Origin of the sequence: Pseudomonas caspiana, assembly GCF_040224095.2 — a bacterium.
Lineage (GTDB): Bacteria > Pseudomonadota > Gammaproteobacteria > Pseudomonadales > Pseudomonadaceae > Aquipseudomonas > Aquipseudomonas caspiana.
In genome coordinates, this window is sequence record NZ_CP167995.1 from 3892277 (window position 1) to 3912718 (window position 20442).

16 protein-coding genes are annotated in these 20442 nt (G+C 52.9%); 6 read left to right on the top strand and 10 right to left on the bottom strand.

Annotated features, from left to right (window positions below):
* The first annotated feature begins 9 nt into the window (after positions 1 to 9).
* Positions 10 to 1713: an amidase gene (locus ABRP31_RS17815; RefSeq protein ID WP_349969550.1), complete on the top strand. Its 1704-nt coding sequence runs from the start codon at positions 10 to 12 to the stop codon at positions 1711 to 1713.
* Between the two features lie 13 nt (positions 1714 to 1726).
* Here the strand turns inward: ABRP31_RS17815 and ABRP31_RS17820 are convergent, their stop codons facing one another.
* Entirely contained in the window at positions 1727 to 2182 is a 456-nt protein-coding gene (locus tag ABRP31_RS17820; RefSeq protein ID WP_349969552.1) for an NUDIX domain-containing protein, read from the bottom strand.
* A gap of 659 nt (positions 2183 to 2841) precedes the next feature.
* On the opposite strand from ABRP31_RS17820, the gene ABRP31_RS17825 reads away from it, so the two are divergent.
* Positions 2842 to 3954 carry an endonuclease/exonuclease/phosphatase family protein gene (locus ABRP31_RS17825; RefSeq protein ID WP_349969553.1) on the top strand — a complete coding sequence of 371 codons (1113 nt, stop codon included), beginning with the start codon at positions 2842 to 2844 and terminating at the stop codon, positions 3952 to 3954.
* A 42-nt stretch (positions 3955 to 3996) separates the two neighbouring features.
* Here the strand turns inward: ABRP31_RS17825 and ABRP31_RS17830 are convergent, their stop codons facing one another.
* The 5 genes from ABRP31_RS17830 to ABRP31_RS17850 all read right to left on the bottom strand — a co-directional run bounded on the left by ABRP31_RS17830 (position 3997) and on the right by ABRP31_RS17850 (position 10025).
* Positions 3997 to 4629, bottom strand: coding sequence for a response regulator transcription factor (locus tag ABRP31_RS17830; RefSeq protein ID WP_349969554.1), 633 nt, complete (start codon positions 4627 to 4629; stop codon positions 3997 to 3999).
* On the bottom strand, positions 4622 to 5692 hold the full coding sequence (locus tag ABRP31_RS17835) for a sensor histidine kinase (protein WP_349969591.1): 1071 nt from the start codon (positions 5690 to 5692) through the stop codon (positions 4622 to 4624). Before ABRP31_RS17835 ends, ABRP31_RS17830 begins: the two co-directional genes overlap by 8 nt.
* A 73-nt stretch (positions 5693 to 5765) precedes the next feature.
* Positions 5766 to 7070, bottom strand: a complete 1305-nt coding sequence (locus ABRP31_RS17840; RefSeq protein ID WP_349969555.1) for a nitrate/sulfonate/bicarbonate ABC transporter ATP-binding protein — start codon at positions 7068 to 7070, stop codon at positions 5766 to 5768.
* Between the two features lie 10 nt (positions 7071 to 7080).
* Positions 7081 to 8688 carry an ABC transporter permease subunit gene (locus tag ABRP31_RS17845; RefSeq protein WP_349969592.1) on the bottom strand — a complete coding sequence of 536 codons (1608 nt, stop codon included), beginning with the start codon at positions 8686 to 8688 and terminating at the stop codon, positions 7081 to 7083.
* Positions 8689 to 9056: 368 nt separating this feature from the next.
* Complete coding sequence (locus tag ABRP31_RS17850; RefSeq protein WP_349969556.1) at positions 9057 to 10025, bottom strand: 5'-nucleotidase; 969 nt, start codon at positions 10023 to 10025, stop codon at positions 9057 to 9059.
* Between the two features lie 435 nt (positions 10026 to 10460).
* Here ABRP31_RS17850 and ABRP31_RS17855 point away from each other — a divergent pair, with 435 nt between their 5' ends.
* On the top strand, positions 10461 to 11036 hold the full coding sequence (locus ABRP31_RS17855) for a hypothetical protein (protein ID WP_349969557.1): 576 nt from the start codon (positions 10461 to 10463) through the stop codon (positions 11034 to 11036).
* A gap of 239 nt (positions 11037 to 11275) precedes the next feature.
* Complete coding sequence (locus ABRP31_RS17860; protein WP_349969559.1) at positions 11276 to 13672, top strand: membrane-bound PQQ-dependent dehydrogenase, glucose/quinate/shikimate family; 2397 nt, start codon at positions 11276 to 11278, stop codon at positions 13670 to 13672.
* Positions 13673 to 13824: 152 nt separating this feature from the next.
* On the opposite strand, the gene ABRP31_RS17865 is transcribed toward ABRP31_RS17860, so the two are convergent.
* Positions 13825 to 14265 (bottom strand): hypothetical protein, encoded by a 441-nt coding sequence (locus ABRP31_RS17865; RefSeq protein ID WP_349969560.1) that lies wholly within the window; start codon positions 14263 to 14265, stop codon positions 13825 to 13827.
* 3 nt (positions 14266 to 14268) lie between these two features.
* On the bottom strand, positions 14269 to 14700 hold the full coding sequence (locus ABRP31_RS17870) for a hypothetical protein (RefSeq protein ID WP_349969561.1): 432 nt from the start codon (positions 14698 to 14700) through the stop codon (positions 14269 to 14271).
* A gap of 1039 nt (positions 14701 to 15739) precedes the next feature.
* On the opposite strand from ABRP31_RS17870, the gene ABRP31_RS17875 reads away from it, so the two are divergent.
* The gene (locus ABRP31_RS17875) at positions 15740 to 17296 is read left to right on the top strand and encodes an AAA family ATPase (protein ID WP_349969562.1); all 1557 of its coding nucleotides are present in this window, start codon (positions 15740 to 15742) and stop codon (positions 17294 to 17296) included.
* 50 nt (positions 17297 to 17346) lie between these two features.
* On the opposite strand, the gene ABRP31_RS17880 is transcribed toward ABRP31_RS17875, so the two are convergent.
* Positions 17347 to 17505 carry a DUF4113 domain-containing protein gene (locus ABRP31_RS17880; protein WP_349969563.1) on the bottom strand — a complete coding sequence of 53 codons (159 nt, stop codon included), beginning with the start codon at positions 17503 to 17505 and terminating at the stop codon, positions 17347 to 17349.
* A gap of 330 nt (positions 17506 to 17835) precedes the next feature.
* On the opposite strand from ABRP31_RS17880, the gene ABRP31_RS17885 reads away from it, so the two are divergent.
* Positions 17836 to 18807, top strand: a complete 972-nt coding sequence (locus tag ABRP31_RS17885; RefSeq protein WP_349969564.1) for a hypothetical protein — start codon at positions 17836 to 17838, stop codon at positions 18805 to 18807.
* A gap of 111 nt (positions 18808 to 18918) precedes the next feature.
* On the opposite strand, the gene ABRP31_RS17890 is transcribed toward ABRP31_RS17885, so the two are convergent.
* Complete coding sequence (locus ABRP31_RS17890; protein ID WP_349969566.1) at positions 18919 to 20301, bottom strand: P-loop NTPase fold protein; 1383 nt, start codon at positions 20299 to 20301, stop codon at positions 18919 to 18921.
* Positions 20302 to 20442: the final 141 nt, after the last annotated feature.

Genomic DNA, 20442 nt, shown 5'->3' on the forward strand with positions numbered 1-20442 from the left:
GAGAACCCAATGATCAACGTCACAGAAGTTTCCATCGCCGACCTGCGTGCCGCGCTGGAGTCGGGCCAGACCACAGCCGTTGAGTTGGTCGAGGCTTATCTGGCCCGAATCGACGCTTACGATGGCCCGGATACATCGACCGCGCTGAACGCAGTGGTGGTTCGCAACCCTCAAGCCCTTGCAGAAGCGAAGGCGTCTGACGCGCGTCGCGCCAACGGCCAGACCCTTGGCCCGCTGGACGGAATCCCTTACACAGCCAAAGACAGTTATCTGGTCAAAGGCCTTACCGCAGCGTCGGGAAGCCCTGCATTTGTCGACCTGATTGCTCAGCACGACGCCTTTACCATCGGACGCCTTCGCGCTGCCGGGGCGATATGTCTGGGTAAAACCAATATGCCGCCGATGGCTAACGGCGGCATGCAGCGCGGGGTCTATGGTCGCGCCGAGAGCCCCTACAACGCGGACTACCTGACTGCCCCGTTTGCATCAGGCTCATCGAATGGCGCTGGCACCGCAACCGCCGCCAGCTTTGCCGCGTTCGGCATGGCAGAGGAAACCTGGTCCAGCGGTCGAGGCCCGGCTTCCAACAACGGCCTGTGCGCCTACACCCCATCGCGCGGGGTCATATCGGTGCGTGGCAACTGGCCGCTGACCCCGACCATGGATGTTGTGGTGCCCTACGCCAGAACCATGGCAGACCTGCTTGAAGTGCTCGATGTGATCGTCGCAGAAGATCCCGACACACGAGGCGATCTGTGGCGGTTGCAGCCGTGGGTAGCGCTTCCGAGTGTGGCCTCGGTGCGCCCTGCTTCCTATGGCGAACTTGCAGTGGGTTCACAGACGCTCGCGGGCAAACGCTTCGGTGTGCCGCGTATGTACATCAACGCCGATCCGCTGGCAGGCACCGCAGAAAAACCTGGCATTGGCGGTCCAACTGGCCAGCGCATCATCACTCGCCCGTCCGTCATTGATTTGTGGCAAGAGGCGCGTAAGGCGCTCGAAGCCGCCGGGGCGGAAGTAATTGAAGTGGATTTCCCGCTGGTGTCGAACTGCGAGGGTGATCGTCCCGGTGCGCCGACGGTGTTTACCCGCGGGCTGGTCTCGAAAGAGTTCCTGCATCACGAACTGTGGGATTTGTCGGCCTGGGCCTTTGATGAATTCCTGCGCGCCAATGGCGACCCGGCACTGAATCGTCTGGCCGACGTCGACGGGGCGAAAATCTTCCCCCACGACCCAGGCACCCTGCCCAACCGTGAAGACGATCTGGCTGCCGGTATGGATGAGTATGTGCGCATGGCCGAGCGCGGGATCACGCCCTGGAATGAGATCCCTACTCTGCCGGACGGCCTTCGCGGACTGGAGCAGACGCGTCGCATCGATCTGGAAGACTGGATGGCAGATCTGGGGCTTGATGCCGTGCTGTTCCCGACCGTTGCCGATGTGGGTCCGGCCAATGCCGATGTCGACCTGCAATCAGCCGATATCGCCTGGAGCAATGGCGTGTGGGTGGCCAACGGTAATCTCGCCATTCGCCACTTGGGCGTGCCGACCGTTACCGTACCCATGGGGGTGATGGCCGACATTGGCATGCCGGTAGGGCTGACGTTCGCAGGACGTGCGTATGACGATTCGAACCTGCTGCGTTTTGCGTCGGCGTTTGAGTCGATTGGCAGCAAGCGGCTGATTCCGCCAAGAACGCCGACACTGAAGTGACGCTATTTAGAGCTCAGCTCGCGAGACGGGCTGAGCTCTTTTCCATGTTGGCCACGCAATGTTTGAGCAAGGCTTTGATTGAGCCGCGAACATTACGCTTGTCCAATTCTTTTGCTTTAAACCAGCGGCAGTCATCAATCTCGTTGGACGCTCGCGGCTTCTGGTGCTCTGCGCGCTGAGCCTCGAAGAGGAAATGAACGGCTTTGTCGTCCTGGTATTCCGAAACGTAGGCAAGCTGATCGAAGGTCAATCCGGTCTCTTCCGCCATTTCACGCATGGCAGCCTGCAGCGGCGTCTCACCCTGCTCGACGCGGCCACCTGGCAGGTTCCATTTGGCGTTGCGCTTGCGAACGAACAGGATCTCGCCTTGATGACGGCAGATCACGGTGGCGCGTCTTTTCAGGCTTTTATGCCCGGAGGTTGCAGCTTCCGTTGCACCCATGTGCGTTCCTTCAAAACGTTTATCCAAAGCCAATCCGGCGAATGCTCTTCGACGACAGTGCGCCATGCTTGTGTCGATATGATGACCACAGGGCTCGGCGGGAAGTTCAGCTTCAGGGCGGGATACGATGCGCTGAGCTCACCCCGTAACTGTAGGAGCGCACGAGCAATGCGAGACCGCGATGACGGTGTGTCAGGCAGAACGCTATCGCGGCCTCGCGGTGCTCGTGCGCGCCTACAGGCTCCTTGTGTGTCGAGCGGCATTCATCTCACTGTCACTGCGCCATGCAACTTCAGGGCGGGATACGGCGCGCTGAGCTCACCACATAACTGTAGGAGCGCACGAGCAATGCGAGGCCGCGATGACGGTGTGTCAGGCGCTACGTCATCGCGGCCTCGCGGTGCTCGTGCACTCCTACAGGCTCCTTGTATGCCGAGCGGCATTCATCTCACTGTCACTGCGCCATGCAACTTCAGGGCGGGATACGATGCTCTGAGCTCACCCCATAACTGTAGGAGCGCACGAGCAATGCGAGGCCGCGATGACGGTGTGTCAGGCGCTACGTCATCGCGGCCTCGCGGTGCTCGTGCACTCCTACAGGCCGCTTGTGTGCCGAGCGGCATTCACCTCACTGTCACTGCGCCATGCAACGCTGAACGCTATCGTTCCATTCCTGAGGTATGCCCATGAGACTCGCCTCCTACAACGTCGAAAACCTGTTCAATCGCGCCAAGGCGATGAGCCTTGATGGCTGGGCGGAAGGCAAGCCAACGCTGGAGCGCTTCGCGAAACTCAACGCGCTACTGGGACAGGAAACCTATTCCGTAGCCGACAAGACAGCCATGGTCAAATTGCTGGCTGAGCTAGGTCTCAGCCGCTCCGACCGTGGCCCATTCGTAATGCTTCGGCAAAACCGTGGCAATCTGGTCAAGCGGCCCCGCAGCGGGGACATGACAATAGTCGCCAATGGTCGCGCGGACTGGACCGGGTCGCTTGAGCTGATTCAGGCCCCGGTTGACGAAGAAGCCATGCGAAACACCGCCCGGGTGATGATTGATCTGCAAGCAGATGTGCTGGCGGTGGTAGAGGCAGAAAGCAGGCCAGCCCTTCGTGACTTCAATGCCGAAATCTTTAGCGGGCTCGGCGGCGATGTGTTCAGCCATGTCATGTTGATCGACGGTAACGACGAGCGCGGGATCGATGTTGGCGTTACAAGCCGGACAGGATTCCCCATCGGTCTCATGCGCAGCCACGTTGACGACAGCGATGATCGAGGCCAGCTGATTTTCTCGAGGGATTGCCCGGAGTTTTACCTGGCCACACCATCAGGCGCGCGACTCGTGCTACTCGTCAATCACCTGAAAAGCAAAGGCTACGGCAGCCTCGCCGACTCGGCCAAAAAAAGACTCGCCCAAGCCAACAGAGTGAAAGAAATCTACAACTCGCTCATTGAGCAAGGCGAACAGTACGTCGCCGTGGTAGGCGACTTCAACGACACGCCAGACAGCGACGCATTGAAACCGCTGCTCCAGGACACGCCCCTGAGGGATGCGTTTACCCACGAGCACTTCAACGACGGCGGCTATCCCGGAACGTACGGCTCGTGCAACGCCTCCAACAAAATCGATTACCTGCTGCTGTCCCCGGAACTGTTCAAAAAAGTCAGTGCTGGCGGGGTTTTCCGCAAGGGCATGTGGCCGGGCGCCAGAACCGTACGCTGGGAAACGTACCCCGAGCTCACCCGCAAAGAGAACGCAGGCTCTGATCATGCGGCGGTCTGGGTTGATCTGGATATTTAGCCTTAGGGCTATTTGAGGGGCAACGCAGCCATACTTGATAAATCAACTCTCAAGCCTCAAACGCTCCGACATCTTGACCAGCGTCGCCAGCGAGTCTGCGTTCATTTTGCGCATCAACGCGCCACGCCTTACTTTCACGGTTATTTCGCTGACACCCAATCGGGCGGCTACTTGCTTGTTGAGCAGCCCTTGAACCACCAGATCCATGACCTCTCGTTCACCGTCAGTCAGGCTGGCGTGACACTGTCTCAACTGATTGATCCGGGCCGCTGCTTCACGGGTTTGCTTGTCCTGACTCAAACCCTGACTGATGGCATCAAGCAGATCCTGCTCACGGAACGGCTTGGTCAGAAATTCGATAGCGCCCGCCTTCATGGCTTTCACAGACATGGGGATATCGCCATGACCCGTGATGAAAACCACCGGAAGCGTAATTCCCCGACTGCCCATTTCCCGCTGGAAATCCAGCCCGCTCATGCCCGGCATACGCACATCCAGTACCAGACAGCCGGGCACATCGGGCAATGTGGCATCCATGAACTCGCGAGCGGAACCGAACGTCATGCACGCCAGACCGACCGACGCCATGAGGTCTGCCAGGGATTCACGCACCGAGCGGTCGTCATCGACGATATAAACCCTGTCGGCAGTGCTTTCAGTAACTGTTTCAGGCATCGGATTCTCTTGCAGTCGCAGGCATCGTGAAGTGAAAGGTAGCGCCGAAGGGTGAGTTGTTCGAGGCCCAGATTCGACCGTCATGGGCTTCGATAATAGAACGGCTGATCGGCAACCCCATTCCCATGCCTTCAGGCCGGGTCGTATAGAAGGCATCGAACACCCGCTCGCAATCGCGCGGCAACAGACCGTTGCCTTGATCGCTAATAGAGAAACGTAACTGTTGCGGCGACTCAAGCTCTACATGACAGTCCAGCGTTCGCCGCTCGGGGCTTACCTGGCGCATCGCGTCGACCGCATTCATCGCCAGATTGAGGATGACTTGCTGAATCTGCACCTCATCAGCCAGCAGCGGAGGCAAGCCTTCTTCAATCTGCACGTGCAGCGCAATTTCTTGTTCGGCCAATTCTCCGGCGATCAACCGGAGCGCGCCCTTGACCGTATCTTCGACGTTCAGCCATTGCTTGGTCGGTGCCTGATGCCTCGCAAGGCTGCGCAACCGGGCGATGATGTCACTGGCACGATGCGAGTCTTCGATGATGCGCTCCACAGCCTGCCGGGCCTTAGGCAAGTTGGGAGGATCAGCGGCAATCCAGCGCAGACAGGCACTGCCGCTGGTGGCCGTGGCAGCCAGCGGCTGGTTCAACTCATGGGCAATCGAAGCAGCCAGTTCACCCAGCACATTGACCCGCGCGACATGCTCCAGGTGCGCTCGGGTCTGATGCACTGCACGAATGGCAGCCGACAAACGCAACGCCAGCCAGGTCGTACAGGCGATGGCCGCGAGGCTGATCAGGACATTCACCAGCCCCGACTCTGTATCGCCAAAACGCGTGAAGCGGTAACTCAGAATCGTCAGCAGCATACAAACGATGGACACGCCCACCACCGCCCGCGCCGGCAGGAACCTGGCGGCGATCAGCACCACGATCACTTGAAAGACCCCAACCGCAATTTCAAGATCAGTGACCGTGTCGATCGCAGCAATACCCAATGCCAGCGCGAACAACAGGACCAAACGAAGCGTTAACCGAGTTCGTCTCAAGGGATCACCATCGCGCATCACCACTATCAGGATTGCAAACGCAGAGTGTATAGCGGCCACCGTGACCTGTTCATTGGAAACCTCAATCCGCTCAGGAAGGGTTGTCCAAGCTGAACTGATCAGCCACATCGTCGTAGGCGAAAAGCTCAGCATAGCGACCCCACTGAGTCACGCAGTCCAGCGTAACGGCCGCATCGCTTTGCGACATGAAGTCTTCCAGCTCATCCCGGAAGCGTCTCGCGGGTGCGGTTCGGCCTGGACGATCATCCAGCACCCGACGGATATGGCTGACCAGCGGCACGAACCTCAGCAAGTGCTGCGCAAACAGCTGCTTGCGCTCATCCACATCTGACTGGGCATAACGCAGTCCGGCGGGAAGAAGCGTGATATCGCCCTCCTGCATTTGGGCAAATCGCATCAGTTGCAGCACTTCCGCCAACGAAAAAAGATCCTCGGAGGTGGAGCGCAATGCCGTAGCCAACTCGCGCAAATCGGCCTGACCGTCATAGGGAGCATTGTCTACCGCCTCGATCAGCCCTGCCAACGCGTTGGTGGAAGTCAGAGGCAAGACCATGCCGATGCCATTTCCTGCAAACAGGCTTTCACGTGGCGCATGCACGGCGCTACCGCCTGCCATGTGCACGTAAATGCTTTCCACCAGCGCCTGAAAAGCAGGGTCTGTACGGTTGCGCGGCTGGGCGAGATCGACGTTGACTTCGCACATGATCCTCCCCGGATTGGAGGAAAGAATCAGGATGCGATCACACATCAACACCGCTTCTTCGATGTTATGGGTGACCATCAGAATTGACTTGATCGGCATCCGGCCTTCGCTCCAGAGGTCGAGCAAATCAGTGCGCAGTGTTTCCGCGGTCAACACGTCCAGCGCGGAAAACGGTTCGTCCATCAGCAGGATATCGGGGTCGACCACCAATGCACGGGCCAGACCGACACGTTGGCGCATGCCCCCGGACAACTCTTTGGGGTAGGCACTTTCAAACCCGTCGAGGCCGATCATATCGATAGCCGCCAAGGCCCGTCGGCGCCGCTCGGGCGCCGCGACGCTCAATGCCTCAAGGCCGATTTCCACGTTCTGCAGCACGGTTAACCACGGGAAAAGGGCGAAGCTCTGGAACACCATCCGCACTGAAGTCGACACACCCGGCGCGTTCGCCGGAAAGGCCACCACCCCAGTGGTGGGCGACACCAGCCCTGCGATGGAGCGCAACAACGTGGATTTCCCCGAACCCGAACGCCCCAGCAGCCCAATGACCTCGCCGTCGTTGAGACGCATGGCGACATCATCCAGGACCACGCGTTGGGTGCCGCCCGCCGTGCCGTAAACATGGCCAAGCCCTTGCACGTCCACCAGGCAACGCTTGTCGATTACTTCCATTGGAATACCCTCACTCAATTCGAAGCCGACGTTCGGCATAGCGGTACAGCGGACGCCATAGAAGGCTGTTGAAACCGACCACGAATACGGACATGACGACAATGCCCAGCGCCACCCGCTGGAAATCACCCGCCGTCGTGGCCTGGGCAATGAACAATCCCAGCCCCGACGCATACAGATGATCGCTGCCCCATGACACCGCCTCGGCGACGATGCTGGCGTTCCAGGAGCCACCGGCAGCCGTCAAAGCGCCGGTCACGTAATAAGGGAGAACACCCGGCAGCACGACTTTGCGCCACCATTGCCAACCCCGCACGCGGAACACCCGTGATGCTTCGAGCAAGTCGGTCGGCAACGCGCTGGCACCGGCAATCACGTTAAAAAGGATGTACCACTGAGTACCCAGGATCATCAGCGGCGACAGCCATACATCCGGGTTCAGCTTCAAGGCGACGATGGTGACCACGGCGAACGGGAACAGAATGTTTGCCGGGAACGCTGCCAGTAATTGCGCGACGGGTTGCAAACGTTCTGCCCAGCGCGGATTCAGGCCGATCCAGACACCGATGGGCACCCAGACAAGACTGGCCAGGACGATAAGCACCGCCACACGCGCCAAAGTGGCGAGCCCCAGACCAAACGCATTGATCACCTCCTCCACGCCCAACGTGCTGCCGATAAAGCACGCCAATTGATAAATGCCGGTCATGCACGCCGTAACGATCAGGACTATCCACGCCAGATCGATGTAACGCTGCCACCGGCTATTGACCGTGAAGCCCGTGAGCGCCAGTTTGGGTATACACACTGTTGGCATCCAGTCGCTCACGCTGCGCAGCGACGCAAACAACAAAGGGACAATTCGTGAGGACCTGAGCAGGTCGTAGACCCGTGACCGGGGACGCTTGTGGGAAGCGGTCTGTTCAAATCGAAACTTGTCCGCCCACGCCACAATGGGCCGGAAAAACAACACGTCGTACAGAACGATTACTCCGACCATGGCCAACACAGCCCAACTGATCGCAGCGATATCCTTCTGCTGAATCGCGAGAGCCAGCCATGAACCGATACCCGGCAAATTGACGGTGCTGTCTCCGACCGTAATGGACTCGGACGCCACGACAAAAAACCAGCCGCCCGACATGGACATCATCATGTTCCAGACCAGCCCCGGCATTCCGAACGGCAGTTCGACCTTGATAAACCGCTGCCACGGCGAAAACGAGAATTGCCGACTCACATCGTAAAGATCGTCAGGCACGGTCCTCAGCGACTGATAAAAGCTGAAGGTCATGTTCCAGACCTGGCTGGTGAAAATGGCAAATACCGCAGCGCATTCCAGCCCCCACTGCCGCCCCGGAAAAATGCTCATGAAGAACACCACGGTAAACGTCAGGAAACCCAGCACCGGTACCGATTGAAGAATGTCCAGCGCCGGTAAAATAACCATCGCAGCCCTGCGGCTTTTAGCGGCCAGTGTGGCGATAACAATCGAAAACACGAACGACACGAACAACGCGGCAAACATGCGCAAAGTGGTGCGCAGGGTATACGCGGGCAGGTGCACCAGATCGAGTGACACAGGCGCAGAATCAAGGGCACTGAGTGGCTGATTCATTTGCCCGGCACTGTAAAAAACAAACAGCGCCAGCAAACCAATTGCGGCAATCAGCGCGCCCTCGGCGAGCAGGGATGCAGAACGAGGTTGCGCCGTATTGGTTACCGGGCTTCTCAGGGATAAAGGCAGGGAGAAACGCATAGGATAGCCTCTGTCGTGCGTCTCAAACGTCAGGCATCCACCGGTCAGGTGGAGCAAACGCATGAAGCACTTCGATCCGTTAATCAGTTTGCTTTACTTGGGTAAAGCATAAGGACTGAGGTTGATCGGATCGACAGAAACTAAGGACGTCAAAATATACGTTGGTATATGAGGTGACTGTGCTGACAACTAACTTGTTGTGAGTCGCACATTGAAGATATGGCGAATCAAGGTACGTCGCCAACCGTTATGGGCAACTCAACCGGCTTCTGATTGGTAATACCGAACGGAATATGAACCGACGGCGCCACCGCACTCGCGGACTTCAGATGCCCCGACTGGTCATCAAAGAAGATGTGCGGCTTGAGTACGGCAAGCACCTTGCCCTTCTCGATACCGCCCAGGAAAAACGCGTCGTTGACCATCACACCCCAACTCTTCAGGGTGTTCAGCGCACGCTCGTGTGAAGGTGCGCTTCGGGCTGTGACGATGGAAACCCTGATCCGGTTTTCATAATCTGGATTGAGCTTCTTGTATTGCTCTTCAACGGACTGGATCTTTGCCATCCGGACCATGAACTCTTTCAGCGGGCCAGGGTTATGCGGCTCCATCACGTTCTTCACTTCGTGTGCATGAAACTCCACCAGACCGGACGACTGCATGACCGTCTCAGCCTCATCACCTGCCAGTACGCCATCAAAGTCGAACGCAATACGCAGGGTCTTGTCGTCTTCATCGTCATCGAACTGTGAATCCAGAACCTGCCCGGCCGGATGCCCGGCATTGATCGCAGCCTCCACATCAGCCTTGTTACCCGACAGAAACAGCGCAATGTTCAAGGCCGGAATGTATTCGTACGGCGACCGACCCTGCATGAAAATAGCGCGGGTCATCCCCAGCCCGTAATGCTCAATGGTCTTCATCACCCTCAGGCCCGTGTCCGGGTCATTTCGGGATAACAGCACCACCTCGACCAGCGGATCAGACGGGTCTTCACTCAAGTCATTCAGCGACAGCAAACGCTTGATAAAAGGAAAGGCAATCCCCTTGGGCAGCGGATTGTTCAGGTTCTTTTCCTGAAACTTCCGATACTCCTCTTCACCCTGGCTGCGAAACACCGCGTCCGAGTCCAGCAGATCAAAAACGGCGCTGGAGGCGACGCCGATGACTAAGCGATTGTCCAGTTCGTAGGGCATTGGGGTTCTCTTTGGTGGGCACGACGGCGGGCCTGGCCGATGACATCTGGAGCAGACGGTGGATCGAGAAAGGAAAAAAATCTAGCATGATGGGCCAAAAACTTCAGCAGATCATTGCTGTTTGGCCTGAAGAGATGCCTCGTGCCTAATCCGATAATACCCATACTCATAGTGTTTCTTGCCACACTGGTCATTTATTGCGTGCTGGGCAACGCATTCAAACGCAAACCGCTATTAAGCTTACGTCCAACACTCACATTCAATTACAGACCTACAGACTGGGGCGCCTCCGAATACCTCGCGGCCTTGACTGCCTTTAACATTCTGTTGCTGGTCTACGTTGCGTGCTTCATAAAACTAGGTTTCGATCTACCCAAATACTATCGATGGTTATTGCTGGCATGGACGTGTTTATGCACCCTTGCACTGATATCCATGTACTACAACGTAACGACCAAGTACGCACGATTCTCCAGCGTACTGAATATCAGTGCGGGCCTCGCCACTGCATGCTTTGCCATTTTCACGGCACCGCTCGTAGACAGTTCAATCACCGATTTAACAGGTGTGAACGCAGATAAATTTCCGGCAGCGCAGAAAACTTTAAATCTGGTGGCGGTTATTTATTGCTGGTCGCTAATCGGAATGATCGTGACCATGTTCGTGTTCCTGTTCATAGGTTTCCACACCCTCTTCAAAACAACCAGCAACACGCGAGCGTCAACACTGTCAGTGGTCGCCCTCGTCGGCATCGCGTACACATTCGTTATCTACCTCAATGCGTTCAGCGAACTATCGCGCGACCTGTCCAATAAGCGAATAAAGGTCTTATTGGTCTACTCGTCCTTTCATGTAAGCCCCGATAAGTGTGGACTTGTGAATCAACCCGCAAATTCGAAGGTAGCCCTACTGGATGATGACAAGGCTGTGATCGCTCTCCCAGACCCGACGCAAACGTACACTTTCAAGCGCGTAACGTGCTCAGTACCCGGTTCAGACAGAGAGGGGTAAAGCCCGCATGAATTCAGTCCTGGCCTATGGCGGTAAACACTCGCGGTTTTTGCCGAGCACCGAGCGGCAGATATCCGGACAGACGTTGCCAGGGATCAGTAGTCCAAGGCGAACTGATCGAATGCGGCGCTGCCCTGGATCATCAGCTATCTAAGCCCCCGCTTTTCTGCACACCGAACGATTCGCGTTGTATTCAGGTCTGGTTGTCATTAGGAGCTTGAATCGATGGCAGGTGAATCATGGTGCTAAAAATAACAAGTATCGTCATGGCGGTAGTGGCTGCCGCCATTTTATACATGGGCGGCGCTTTGGTTGCGGCAGGAGGAAGTTCAGCCTATGCCCTGATCGGGCTTGGTGTGCTGATCACTGCAGTGTTGTTATTTCTCAGGAAAAAATCGGCACTCACGTTCTATGCGCTACTCATGTGGGCGATTCTGATCTGGATCATCTACGAAGTGGGCTTCGACAAATGGCAGTGGATTCCACGTGGCGATCTGTTCGCGTTGATGGGGTTCTGGCTGGCATTGCCATGGGTCGTGCGCCGTTTGTATGTCGCGCATACACCAGCAGAGTCACGAAGCTTTCACCCGTTCCTTGGCGGCACGGTGGCGGTGATGATCGTGATCGTTGTGGGCATCATGTTCTACGACCCCTACCCTGTTCAGGGCGAGATCACTAACCCGGTTTCTGCCAAAGGTGCCAGTGGTGCGGCAGAGGATTGGGTTGCTTATGGCGGCACCAACGACGGTCAGCGGTTCTCGACACTTGATCAAATCGACGCCGGAAATGTTAAAAAACTCACGGTCGCCTGGGAGTACCACACTGGCGACCTGCGTGATCCTGCAAAGGACGCCAGCGAGTACACGTTTGAAGCCACTCCGTTGAAAGTAAACAATCGGGTTTATGTCTGTACTGCGCACAATGAGGTGCACGCGTTAAATCCCGAGACGGGAACGCTGGAGTGGAAATACGAGCCTCAGAAAGACCGTTCATACCTGCAGCAACATCAGACATGTCGAGGGGTCAGCTATTACTCTCCTGCGTCCTCCGGCACTTGGAGCGGCGACCTGTCAGTCTCCTCTACGAACGCTCCAGCGCTCTGTGACAAGCGCATCCTCACTGCGACAGCGGATGCGAGGCTGGTCGCACTGGACGCCGATACGGGCAAGGCCTGTAGCGAATTCGGGAATAACGGCGTGGTCAACCTGAGCGACAACATGGGCAAGATCCGCCCTCACGCACTCATGCAAACGGCCGCCCCGCTGGTGGCCGGTGATCTGATCATCGTCGGTGGCTCAGTAATGGACAATGGCTACAACGCCGGTAATCCGTCCGGAGTGATCAGGGCTTATGACGTCCTCAGCGGCAAACTGATCTGGAATTTCGATCCTGCCACGCCTGAATTCACCCAGCCCATTGCTGCTGGTCAAGACTACCCACAAGACACACCCGTGGCCTGGGGCACTCTGAGTGCCGACCTGCAGAACGGGTTGGTGTACGTACCCTTTGGTAATGCTTCTCCCGATGAACTCGGTATTCGACGCGATCCTGCCAGCAATACCGAGAAATTCCGCGACGCCCTGGTTGCTCTGGACCTGAAAACTGGCGCATTCAAATGGAAATTCCAGACCTCTCATAACGATCTGTGGGATCGCGACAACCCTTCGCAACCTTCACTCATCGAACTCGGCAAGGACGACAAGAAGCAGCCAGCGGTGGTGCTGCCGACGAAGGTAGGTAATATTTTCGTTCTCAACCGATTGACTGGTGAGCCGATCATTCCTGTTGACCAGGCCAAGGCGTCGGCTGACGGCGGTGTTGCCGGTGAGCGTTTCGCGACAAATCAGCCGGTCTCAAGGCTCAACTTCATTCCTGAGCCGCTGACCGAAAAATCCATGTGGGGCCTGACACCGTTTGACCAAATGTCCTGTCGTACCAGCTTCAAGAAGCTTCGGTACGACGGCAACCCATGGACGCCAAGCACCGAATCCGGAACGCTGGTGTTTCCGGGGAACATCGGCGCCTTTAACTGGGGCTCGGTGGCGGTTGACCCGGAACGGCAAATCCTGATTGGCGCCCCCGTACGCCTGGCTTACAAATACACGCTGATCAAACGAACGCCGGAAACCGAAGAGAAACGGCTGTTTACCGAAGAAGGTAAGCCCTACTGGAATGAAAATTTCAAAGGCGACTATGCGATCAGGATTCAGCAATTTGCCTCTGATCTGGGTATCCCCTGTATCGCTCCACCTTGGGGCCGCATGGCTGGAGTTGACCTTAACACCGGTAAAACGGAGTGGATGCGCCGCATCGGCACCTCCAAAAACCTGAAGACCAGCTTCCTGTCTGGAAGCTTCCCGATTGGTTTCCCAATGGGCATGGTGGCGCACGGCGGGCCATTGATCACAGCAGGAGGATTGGTGTTCCACGGCGCAACCGCAGATGGCTTCATCCGCGCCTACGACATCAATACTGGAGAAACTCTTTGGCAAACCGAATTACCAGCGGGCGGCCAGGCGACTCCGTCGACCTACATGGGAAGTGATGGCAAACAATATGTGGTCATTGCTGCTGGCGGTCACGGCGCCCTCGGTACGACAATGGGCGACAGCGTGATTGCGTTCAAGCTGGAATGAATATCAGGCACTGAGCAGGCCTGCACAATTGCGACCTGTGGGCATTGTATAGACCTCTGTCTTTGAAGGGCTTCGACAGAACTCACATACCCATGGGGAGAGCTTTGGCTGTCACAGCTTGATTGTTTTGAGTGACATGCCTTTATTTTGAGCTAGTGAAGTTGGTTTTTATTAACTGCCAAACTATGCTTTACAAGACCGAGGTATTTCTCATCTTCTTCTGAGAAAATCTCCTCACCTTCCAGCATATAAGCTTTACATAAATAATCGACACCTTCAGGTTTGCCCTGTTCATGAAGTGACTGCCCTAAGCGCATCATGATGAAAGGGTTGAACGCACCTTCAGGGCCATTCATAGCGTCATGGAGGGCCTCAATGGCATGCTCATATTCCTTCATGCCAAAAAGCGCGTCAGCGATGCCAGCTTTCAGCCAGGTGTAGGCTTCCCAAGTGTCGCAAGGAGCGGGCAATAAATTGAGAGCTTCTTCGAAAATATTCAAGGCACTTGGGTATTCACCATCGTCCATAAACGAGTTTCCCAACTCACTCATTTCAGATATTTTCTCGTACAGTTCGTCATCAAGTTCCAGCATACTTTACACCTTTATATTCTCGAGATAGAAGTTCAGGTACTTATTATCGAAGCCCTGAAAAGCTCTTTTCTTACCCAACTTGAAAGCTTTGTCAAAATATTCAATCGCAAGCTCTTTTTCGCCAAGCTCATAACATATTTTTGCAAAATTGATAAAACTGCTAGTCTCTCGTGGTGGTTTGGTTTCCATTGCAATAGTGGCCCATGGCTTGGCTTCCGTATTGTTTCCCAAATCGAAAAACAAGCCCGAGATACAGCCAGAAATCCAGTTGGCAAGATCCCACTTCGTAGCTGGGGCAGGTAGTAATCCCCACGCTTCATTATATTTTTCAAGTGCGTTGGCGTGATTGTTCTGAATTTCCAATCTATTACCAGACTCTACCAATTCCACAATTTTCTGGGAAAGCTCACTATTTGAAATATCCAGGTCTTCCATAAAGTCCTCAGCAGGTAAATTCTCGGGTGTTCTGCGGTGACAGGACAGTATCTAAACTTGCCCCGCTCTCCTGAATTCCGAAGAGCTTGATACATCACCCATGCCGACCCGCGTAACGCCTACCAATTCAATAGAGCCATCGGAGGCATGCGCAGCTATTGACGTGGTATTCGCGACGACCAGATTATCTGCGGTGAAGGTCTAGGTAAAGGTCGCTTGCAAGCTAATTTCAAAGCGCTGGACATCAGCATTCAGGTCGTCCAAGGCGAACTGTTCGAATGCGGAACGGAACAGTAGCGGATGCGGATAAATCACTTATAGGAAAAATAATGAAACCGGTTCGATATGCGCAGGAAGGACACGCAAAAAAAATCCCGGTATTACCGGGATTTTTAGAAATTATATAAGCTGCTAAGCACTGGCTTTGCTGGCGCCTGCCATCAATCCTGAAGGCTCAGGAACTTTCTCGCCAAAGAAAAATGAAGTCCAGCAAGCTCTTCTCAGTCTTGTTCCCCCCGCGGACAACACGGAGGGCTTTGGCCTCGGCTACAGAAGCTTTGGTTTTTTAGGCTGCTTTAATAATTTTGGTCATAAATTGATCACCTCAACTTATCGTAAGCCTATTTAATGATTCGGACAAGCCGACTACCAACGAAAGTGAAACCAAGAAGCTCATAGTGAGGATCGCACCCCGTGTGGGGTCTTGGATCTCAATCTCGATGGCGCCAAAAGAGCTTGGCGTACTGAGTGATCGCAAGCATCATCAATGCAGCAACGATTTTTTTCATTGGGTGCGCATGCATTCTTTTACCCTTCCATTCTGCTCAGCCTACGCAGTCCTAGCCACATGAGTCTGTGCAGAAAAATCGAAGGTTTTCAGACCACAGGATAGTGGTGAGGCGACGGAGCAGAATGAATAAACACGCAAGCATGTGAGTTCCTGTTGTTTACAAAGCTGAAATTTCCTACACTATGGAAATGGCATATAGCCACCACTATGGTTTTTTTTAAAAGCTCGTGACATGGCGAAGGAAAGCATATGAAGTATCGAGAGAGTACAATCGATAAGCAGTTGCGAAAATGGTTTGGAAATGACAACACGAAGAAACTACTCCGGGGTATACGATTAGCTACAGGCTCACTAAGAGGGCTTACCGAGTTCGAAGTCAAATTAAACTTCCCCATCACTGCATTTGCAGGTGTCAATGGAGCTGGAAAATCGACACTCCTAGCGGTTTCTAGCTGCGCTTATCACAACGCAAAATCCGGATTCAAACTTCCAAAAAGAAAGGTAAGCTACTACACCTTTTCCGACTTTTTCGTGCAGCACGTAAACGAAGCCTCACCACACGGCATCGCAATTTGGTACAGTATTGCGCACGACAATTGGAACAAATCTGACTCTCTACCAACTGGACAAGGAATAGGGAAGCAACTCAGAAGCAAGAAAAAGAATGGACGCTGGAACGACTATGCTGGCAGGATTAAAAAAACAGTTATATTTCTTGGAATTGAACGAATTGTTCCGCATGCAGAGCGAAGTCAATCAAGGTCATATTCAAGATCTTTCAAAGACGTCCCCCTCAAAGGCTGGGAAGACAAAGTCAAAACATTAGTCGGTGCAATCCTAGGGAAAACTTATGATGAGTTTCGGTACCTGGAGCACGCTAAATATAGCTTACCCATGGTAAAAGTCGGTGGCGTAACCTACTCCGGCTTCAATATGGGAGCTGGCGAGAATGCGTTATTTGAAATTTTTTCAACGATTTATTCTAGTGGTGGGAATACTTTACTTGTGCTTGACGAGATAGAGCTAGGCCTTCACTCAAAAGCCCAACGAAGATTCATAGAGAAACTGAAGCAAATTTGCTTGGAAACGGGGACTCAAGTTATATGCACAACTCACTCAAAGGACATTTTTGAGTGCCTGCCTGATGATGCGCGCTTTTTTGTAGAGTCAGTTGGCGGAAAAACCAAAATTACTCCAGAAATATCGCCTGATTTCGCATTTTCGAAAATGAGTAATATTAAGCATGGTGAACTAGACATTTTCGTAGAGGACGAAGTGGCCCTTACACTCATCCAAACCCTTCTGCCGTCCGAGCTAAGGTCGCGAATAAAGGTTTTTGTTATTGGCTCGGCATCTGCAATAGCTAGACAACTGGCGGCTTTGAATATTAAGGGTGAGGAGAGACCTACGATCGCTATATATGATGCTGACCAGATACCTAAGGCAGTAGACAATCTCTCGCATGCAAGAAAAATGGTGGAGAATCCCCCCGCTGATTTTGACACTTGGTACAACGACCGAATTAGCTATCTTCCAGGTGATACTTGGCCGGAAGCGTGGATTGTGCAACAAGCAAAAGAATACCCAGAATTAGTTTCCATAGCTCTAGGGCTGGATATTGAAAGAGTTGACGAATTAATGGAGTACGGATTGCAAGCGGGCAAACACAATGAGTTTTTTGAGATAGCCTCAAATATCGGACTTGACAAGACCCAATGTCTTCAATATCTGACGAAGGTAGTTTGTACAGCCTCCACACCAGAGCTAGCTGGTTTATTAAATTTCATTTCCGCACGGCTTAAATAAAAAATTGTGAACGCTATGCTCACTTCGGACAAGTCATTCGTCCTTAGCGACTATCGACAGATGACGATCCGCAATTGATCAATACGTTTAGTATGACTTCTACTCATCATCTCCCGCCGCATCACCCATCCGGATCGGCGGTCACACCCGCAGCACGAAGCCCGAAGCCCCTCTTCCCAGCGCCCATTAATCTCATCCAGCGCAGTCATCACCTTCTCGGGCTAAACGTACAGCACCACCTGAGCGCGGATAGCGGTTACACGATGAGCCTGAGTCTTGAAAGCATGCTGCCTGAGGCGGTCATCACACTGGGGCGATAATGTATTACAGGGATGATCAGACAAGTCAGGAGAAGGCAGTGACGTCAGGGCATCAAAGTAGGGCCAAGAAGTTGGTACGTTGGTATAGCGGATTTCGAATGCAAAGTGGGCAGTGGATGAGCAGATCGGAAAATTCCCCAGTAATGGCTGCCTAAGGCTGACGACGTAAAGTAGATGAGACAAAATGTTGCTTTTTCGATCATGGACCGACCTCAGCACATGCTCCCAGTAAAAATCCTAGCTGCTTTAGCCTATCTGCCTGTAATCGCAACCCTGCTGATTAGATATGCAGAAAAAAAATACCTCATCATATACGCCCCCAAAATAAGGATTAACTACAGTTTTGCATCAATATCCAGCTGCGAACTTTATTGTGCCGCTATTTGGCTAGGATACATATGCTTTGTGATCCTGGCGAGTGCAAAGAAATTCTTATTCGACGAATTCGATATAACCATTTTGAGCATCGGCCCAATCTTTATAATAATGACCGGGACAATCGCACTAGTAGACGAGCAATATAAACTTATTGCAGCCTACAAAGAAAATTCCGTTATTATCAAGACGATACTTATTGCACTGGCAATATGCATAGGATATATGGCGAGCGCGATGACTGACGCAAGCATTGCGGACTTCACCTCAACGAATGCTTCAAATTTCCCTGACGCGCAAAAAGTCATTACGCTCATCGCCACAGTAGGTATCTGGGCGTACATAGCTGTAGCCTGCAGCTTAGCTGTCTATGTCGTAATTAGCATACTTGCGTTCATAAAAATCATGGCGTTGGACAAAACCTTCTCCCAAAATAAACAACCTAAAAAAAATTTCCTAGGAGCCAAATGGGAAGATCCTCACTCTCAAAAAATGGAGATACTGATTTTAGCTAGCATCATCATAGGCTTTACAATGACAATTATAGCCCCTCTAGAATATGTCCAACTGATCAGAAAAGACGAAACAAACAAAATCCTAAAGGTCCTTTTAGTTGAAACCTCATTTCATTTAAATCCTGAGATTTGCGGCTTCACCGCTCCTCCTGGTAGTGTCATGACCATGCTGCCATTTAAACAAGCGGTTATTGCTACTCCGGACAAAAAATCAACGTACAACTTCATCGTAATTGAGTGCAATCGCAAATTTTCTTCGATAGATCAATCAGAGAAAAGCCTAACAAGTTCCAAACAATAACTGAAGCGACATTAAAGATGCAGGCCACACTCAAATATGGAGTGTGCGCCTGACTGGATTGACCTGAATACCGGCTTATACACGGGGCAAAACACTAAAGCCTCGATAACACTAAGTCAAACGGTGGGCCAATTCAACAACGCTCTTGTAAGAATACAATTTAGGCAATTCGTTAACTACGCTATAGTAGATCCTATCCTGCCAACCACTTAGCGAACTTGAAATCCTATTTAGCTCATCCCTCTCTGAATTAATTAAGCGAAGATAGAACCGAGCTATATCGGACACCTCCGCGAGACTGCTCGTAAAACTAAGGGTCACGACATTGGCCTCTAAATCCATCGCCTTAAACGCGTCATCGCTTTTCCCATCTGAAAACAAAGCTTGGTATAATTGCGGCCTTGTGGACTTTGCAAATATGAGAAAAGCCAACCAGAAGAAATTCACTTCACCCTTGAGTGAATCAGATGCACTTTTCAACTGTTTGAAATAATTTATCATCTCACGAAGTTCGACGCGAAAATATTTACTTAGCGCAACGACGATCAATGCATTTTCTGTGAACCCGGGAGTTTTGCTTATTATGGTATTAGCTCTTGGGTAGGCGCTTTCCTTTCCTGTGTCATTATAACGGTGGCGCGAAACGTCTCCGGTTACGTTGACACCAAGCACCAGAGAGGGAATTACTGGCAAATTCAAAGATACAATTTTAAAAATATCGGTATTATCCAGCCTGAATTCGGCATCAAAAAAGCGATTGAGATACTTTTCAGATGAGAATCCTGCTCCATATACAGCTCTAATAGAATGCGCTAGCTGCTCAGAATCGGATGCAATTATAAAACGACAGTCAGAAAGTTCAAAAAAATGTTTCACCCTTTCCAAAAGTTCAATCGCATAGGTTGGTCTACATCTATCAAGCTCATCAATAAAAATGAAAGCAGGAGCAGATTTTTTTTGATTTTCAGCGGCAGCGGCAAGCCTTTTCAGAACTTCAGATTTAAAATCTTCTACATTTTTTGCGGTTTCGGCCTGCTCTTTAATTAGACTTTCAACAATGGAGGTTGCGGCATCCTCCCCCCCCTCCCCGAATATTTCGTCCAACTCAACACCACTGACCTTCCGGACCAGACCTTTCAAAATTAGCGGCGTGGCTTTTTTTATCAGAGTTGAGGATGCGGCGATTAAGGACTTTCCCGTTTTAGTTGCGTCAAGCTGAAGAGGATCTGCAGTCTGTTGTTCAATGCAGGTTACGAGAGCCACTAGTGGCTCAGTTGAGTAGTCAGTCTCCCAAGCGTTGAACGACACACAAACGTGATGCTCGCTCAAGCTTTCTGCCCAACGTTTTAAAAAAAATGACTTCCCTGCCCCCCAAGGCGAGTTGACGTTGAGCACATGCACATGATCGTTTGCTAACAAGTAGGAGGTCAGAAACGCACTACTTGCCTTCCGATCCATCATGTCGTCGTCCCAAATATTGCTAGGCTCGCTCATTGCACATCCCGATTGAACACGTGAGGATTCCCGATCCTGCTTGTAATGCAAAGCAGTACCGTGAGAAACACTAGCTTACTCGCACTCAGAAGTCTCTACATCGCTCAGCAAGCTTAGTGCCCATCTGTCCGTGGGTGGGGT

Excerpts from the sequence above, each read along its gene's own strand:
- ABRP31_RS17815 (WP_349969550.1), top strand. The coding sequence starts at position 10 with ATGATCAACGTCACAGAAGTTTCCATCGCCGACCTGCGTGCCGCGCTG.
- ABRP31_RS17825 (WP_349969553.1), top strand. The coding sequence starts at position 2,842 with ATGAGACTCGCCTCCTACAACGTCGAAAACCTGTTCAATCGCGCCAAG.
- ABRP31_RS17830 (WP_349969554.1), bottom strand. The coding sequence starts at position 4,629 with ATGCCTGAAACAGTTACTGAAAGCACTGCCGACAGGGTTTATATCGTC.
- ABRP31_RS17835 (WP_349969591.1), bottom strand. The coding sequence starts at position 5,692 with ATGCGCGATGGTGATCCCTTGAGACGAACTCGGTTAACGCTTCGTTTG.
- ABRP31_RS17840 (WP_349969555.1), bottom strand. The coding sequence starts at position 7,070 with ATGGAAGTAATCGACAAGCGTTGCCTGGTGGACGTGCAAGGGCTTGGC.
- ABRP31_RS17845 (WP_349969592.1), bottom strand. The coding sequence starts at position 8,688 with ATGAATCAGCCACTCAGTGCCCTTGATTCTGCGCCTGTGTCACTCGAT.
- ABRP31_RS17850 (WP_349969556.1), bottom strand. The coding sequence starts at position 10,025 with ATGCCCTACGAACTGGACAATCGCTTAGTCATCGGCGTCGCCTCCAGC.
- ABRP31_RS17855 (WP_349969557.1), top strand. The coding sequence starts at position 10,461 with ATGTACTACAACGTAACGACCAAGTACGCACGATTCTCCAGCGTACTG.
- ABRP31_RS17860 (WP_349969559.1), top strand. The coding sequence starts at position 11,276 with ATGGTGCTAAAAATAACAAGTATCGTCATGGCGGTAGTGGCTGCCGCC.
- ABRP31_RS17865 (WP_349969560.1), bottom strand. The coding sequence starts at position 14,265 with ATGCTGGAACTTGATGACGAACTGTACGAGAAAATATCTGAAATGAGT.
- ABRP31_RS17870 (WP_349969561.1), bottom strand. The coding sequence starts at position 14,700 with ATGGAAGACCTGGATATTTCAAATAGTGAGCTTTCCCAGAAAATTGTG.
- ABRP31_RS17875 (WP_349969562.1), top strand. The coding sequence starts at position 15,740 with ATGAAGTATCGAGAGAGTACAATCGATAAGCAGTTGCGAAAATGGTTT.
- ABRP31_RS17880 (WP_349969563.1), bottom strand. The coding sequence starts at position 17,505 with ATGACTGCGCTGGATGAGATTAATGGGCGCTGGGAAGAGGGGCTTCGG.
- ABRP31_RS17885 (WP_349969564.1), top strand. The coding sequence starts at position 17,836 with ATGCTCCCAGTAAAAATCCTAGCTGCTTTAGCCTATCTGCCTGTAATC.
- ABRP31_RS17890 (WP_349969566.1), bottom strand. The coding sequence starts at position 20,301 with ATGAGCGAGCCTAGCAATATTTGGGACGACGACATGATGGATCGGAAG.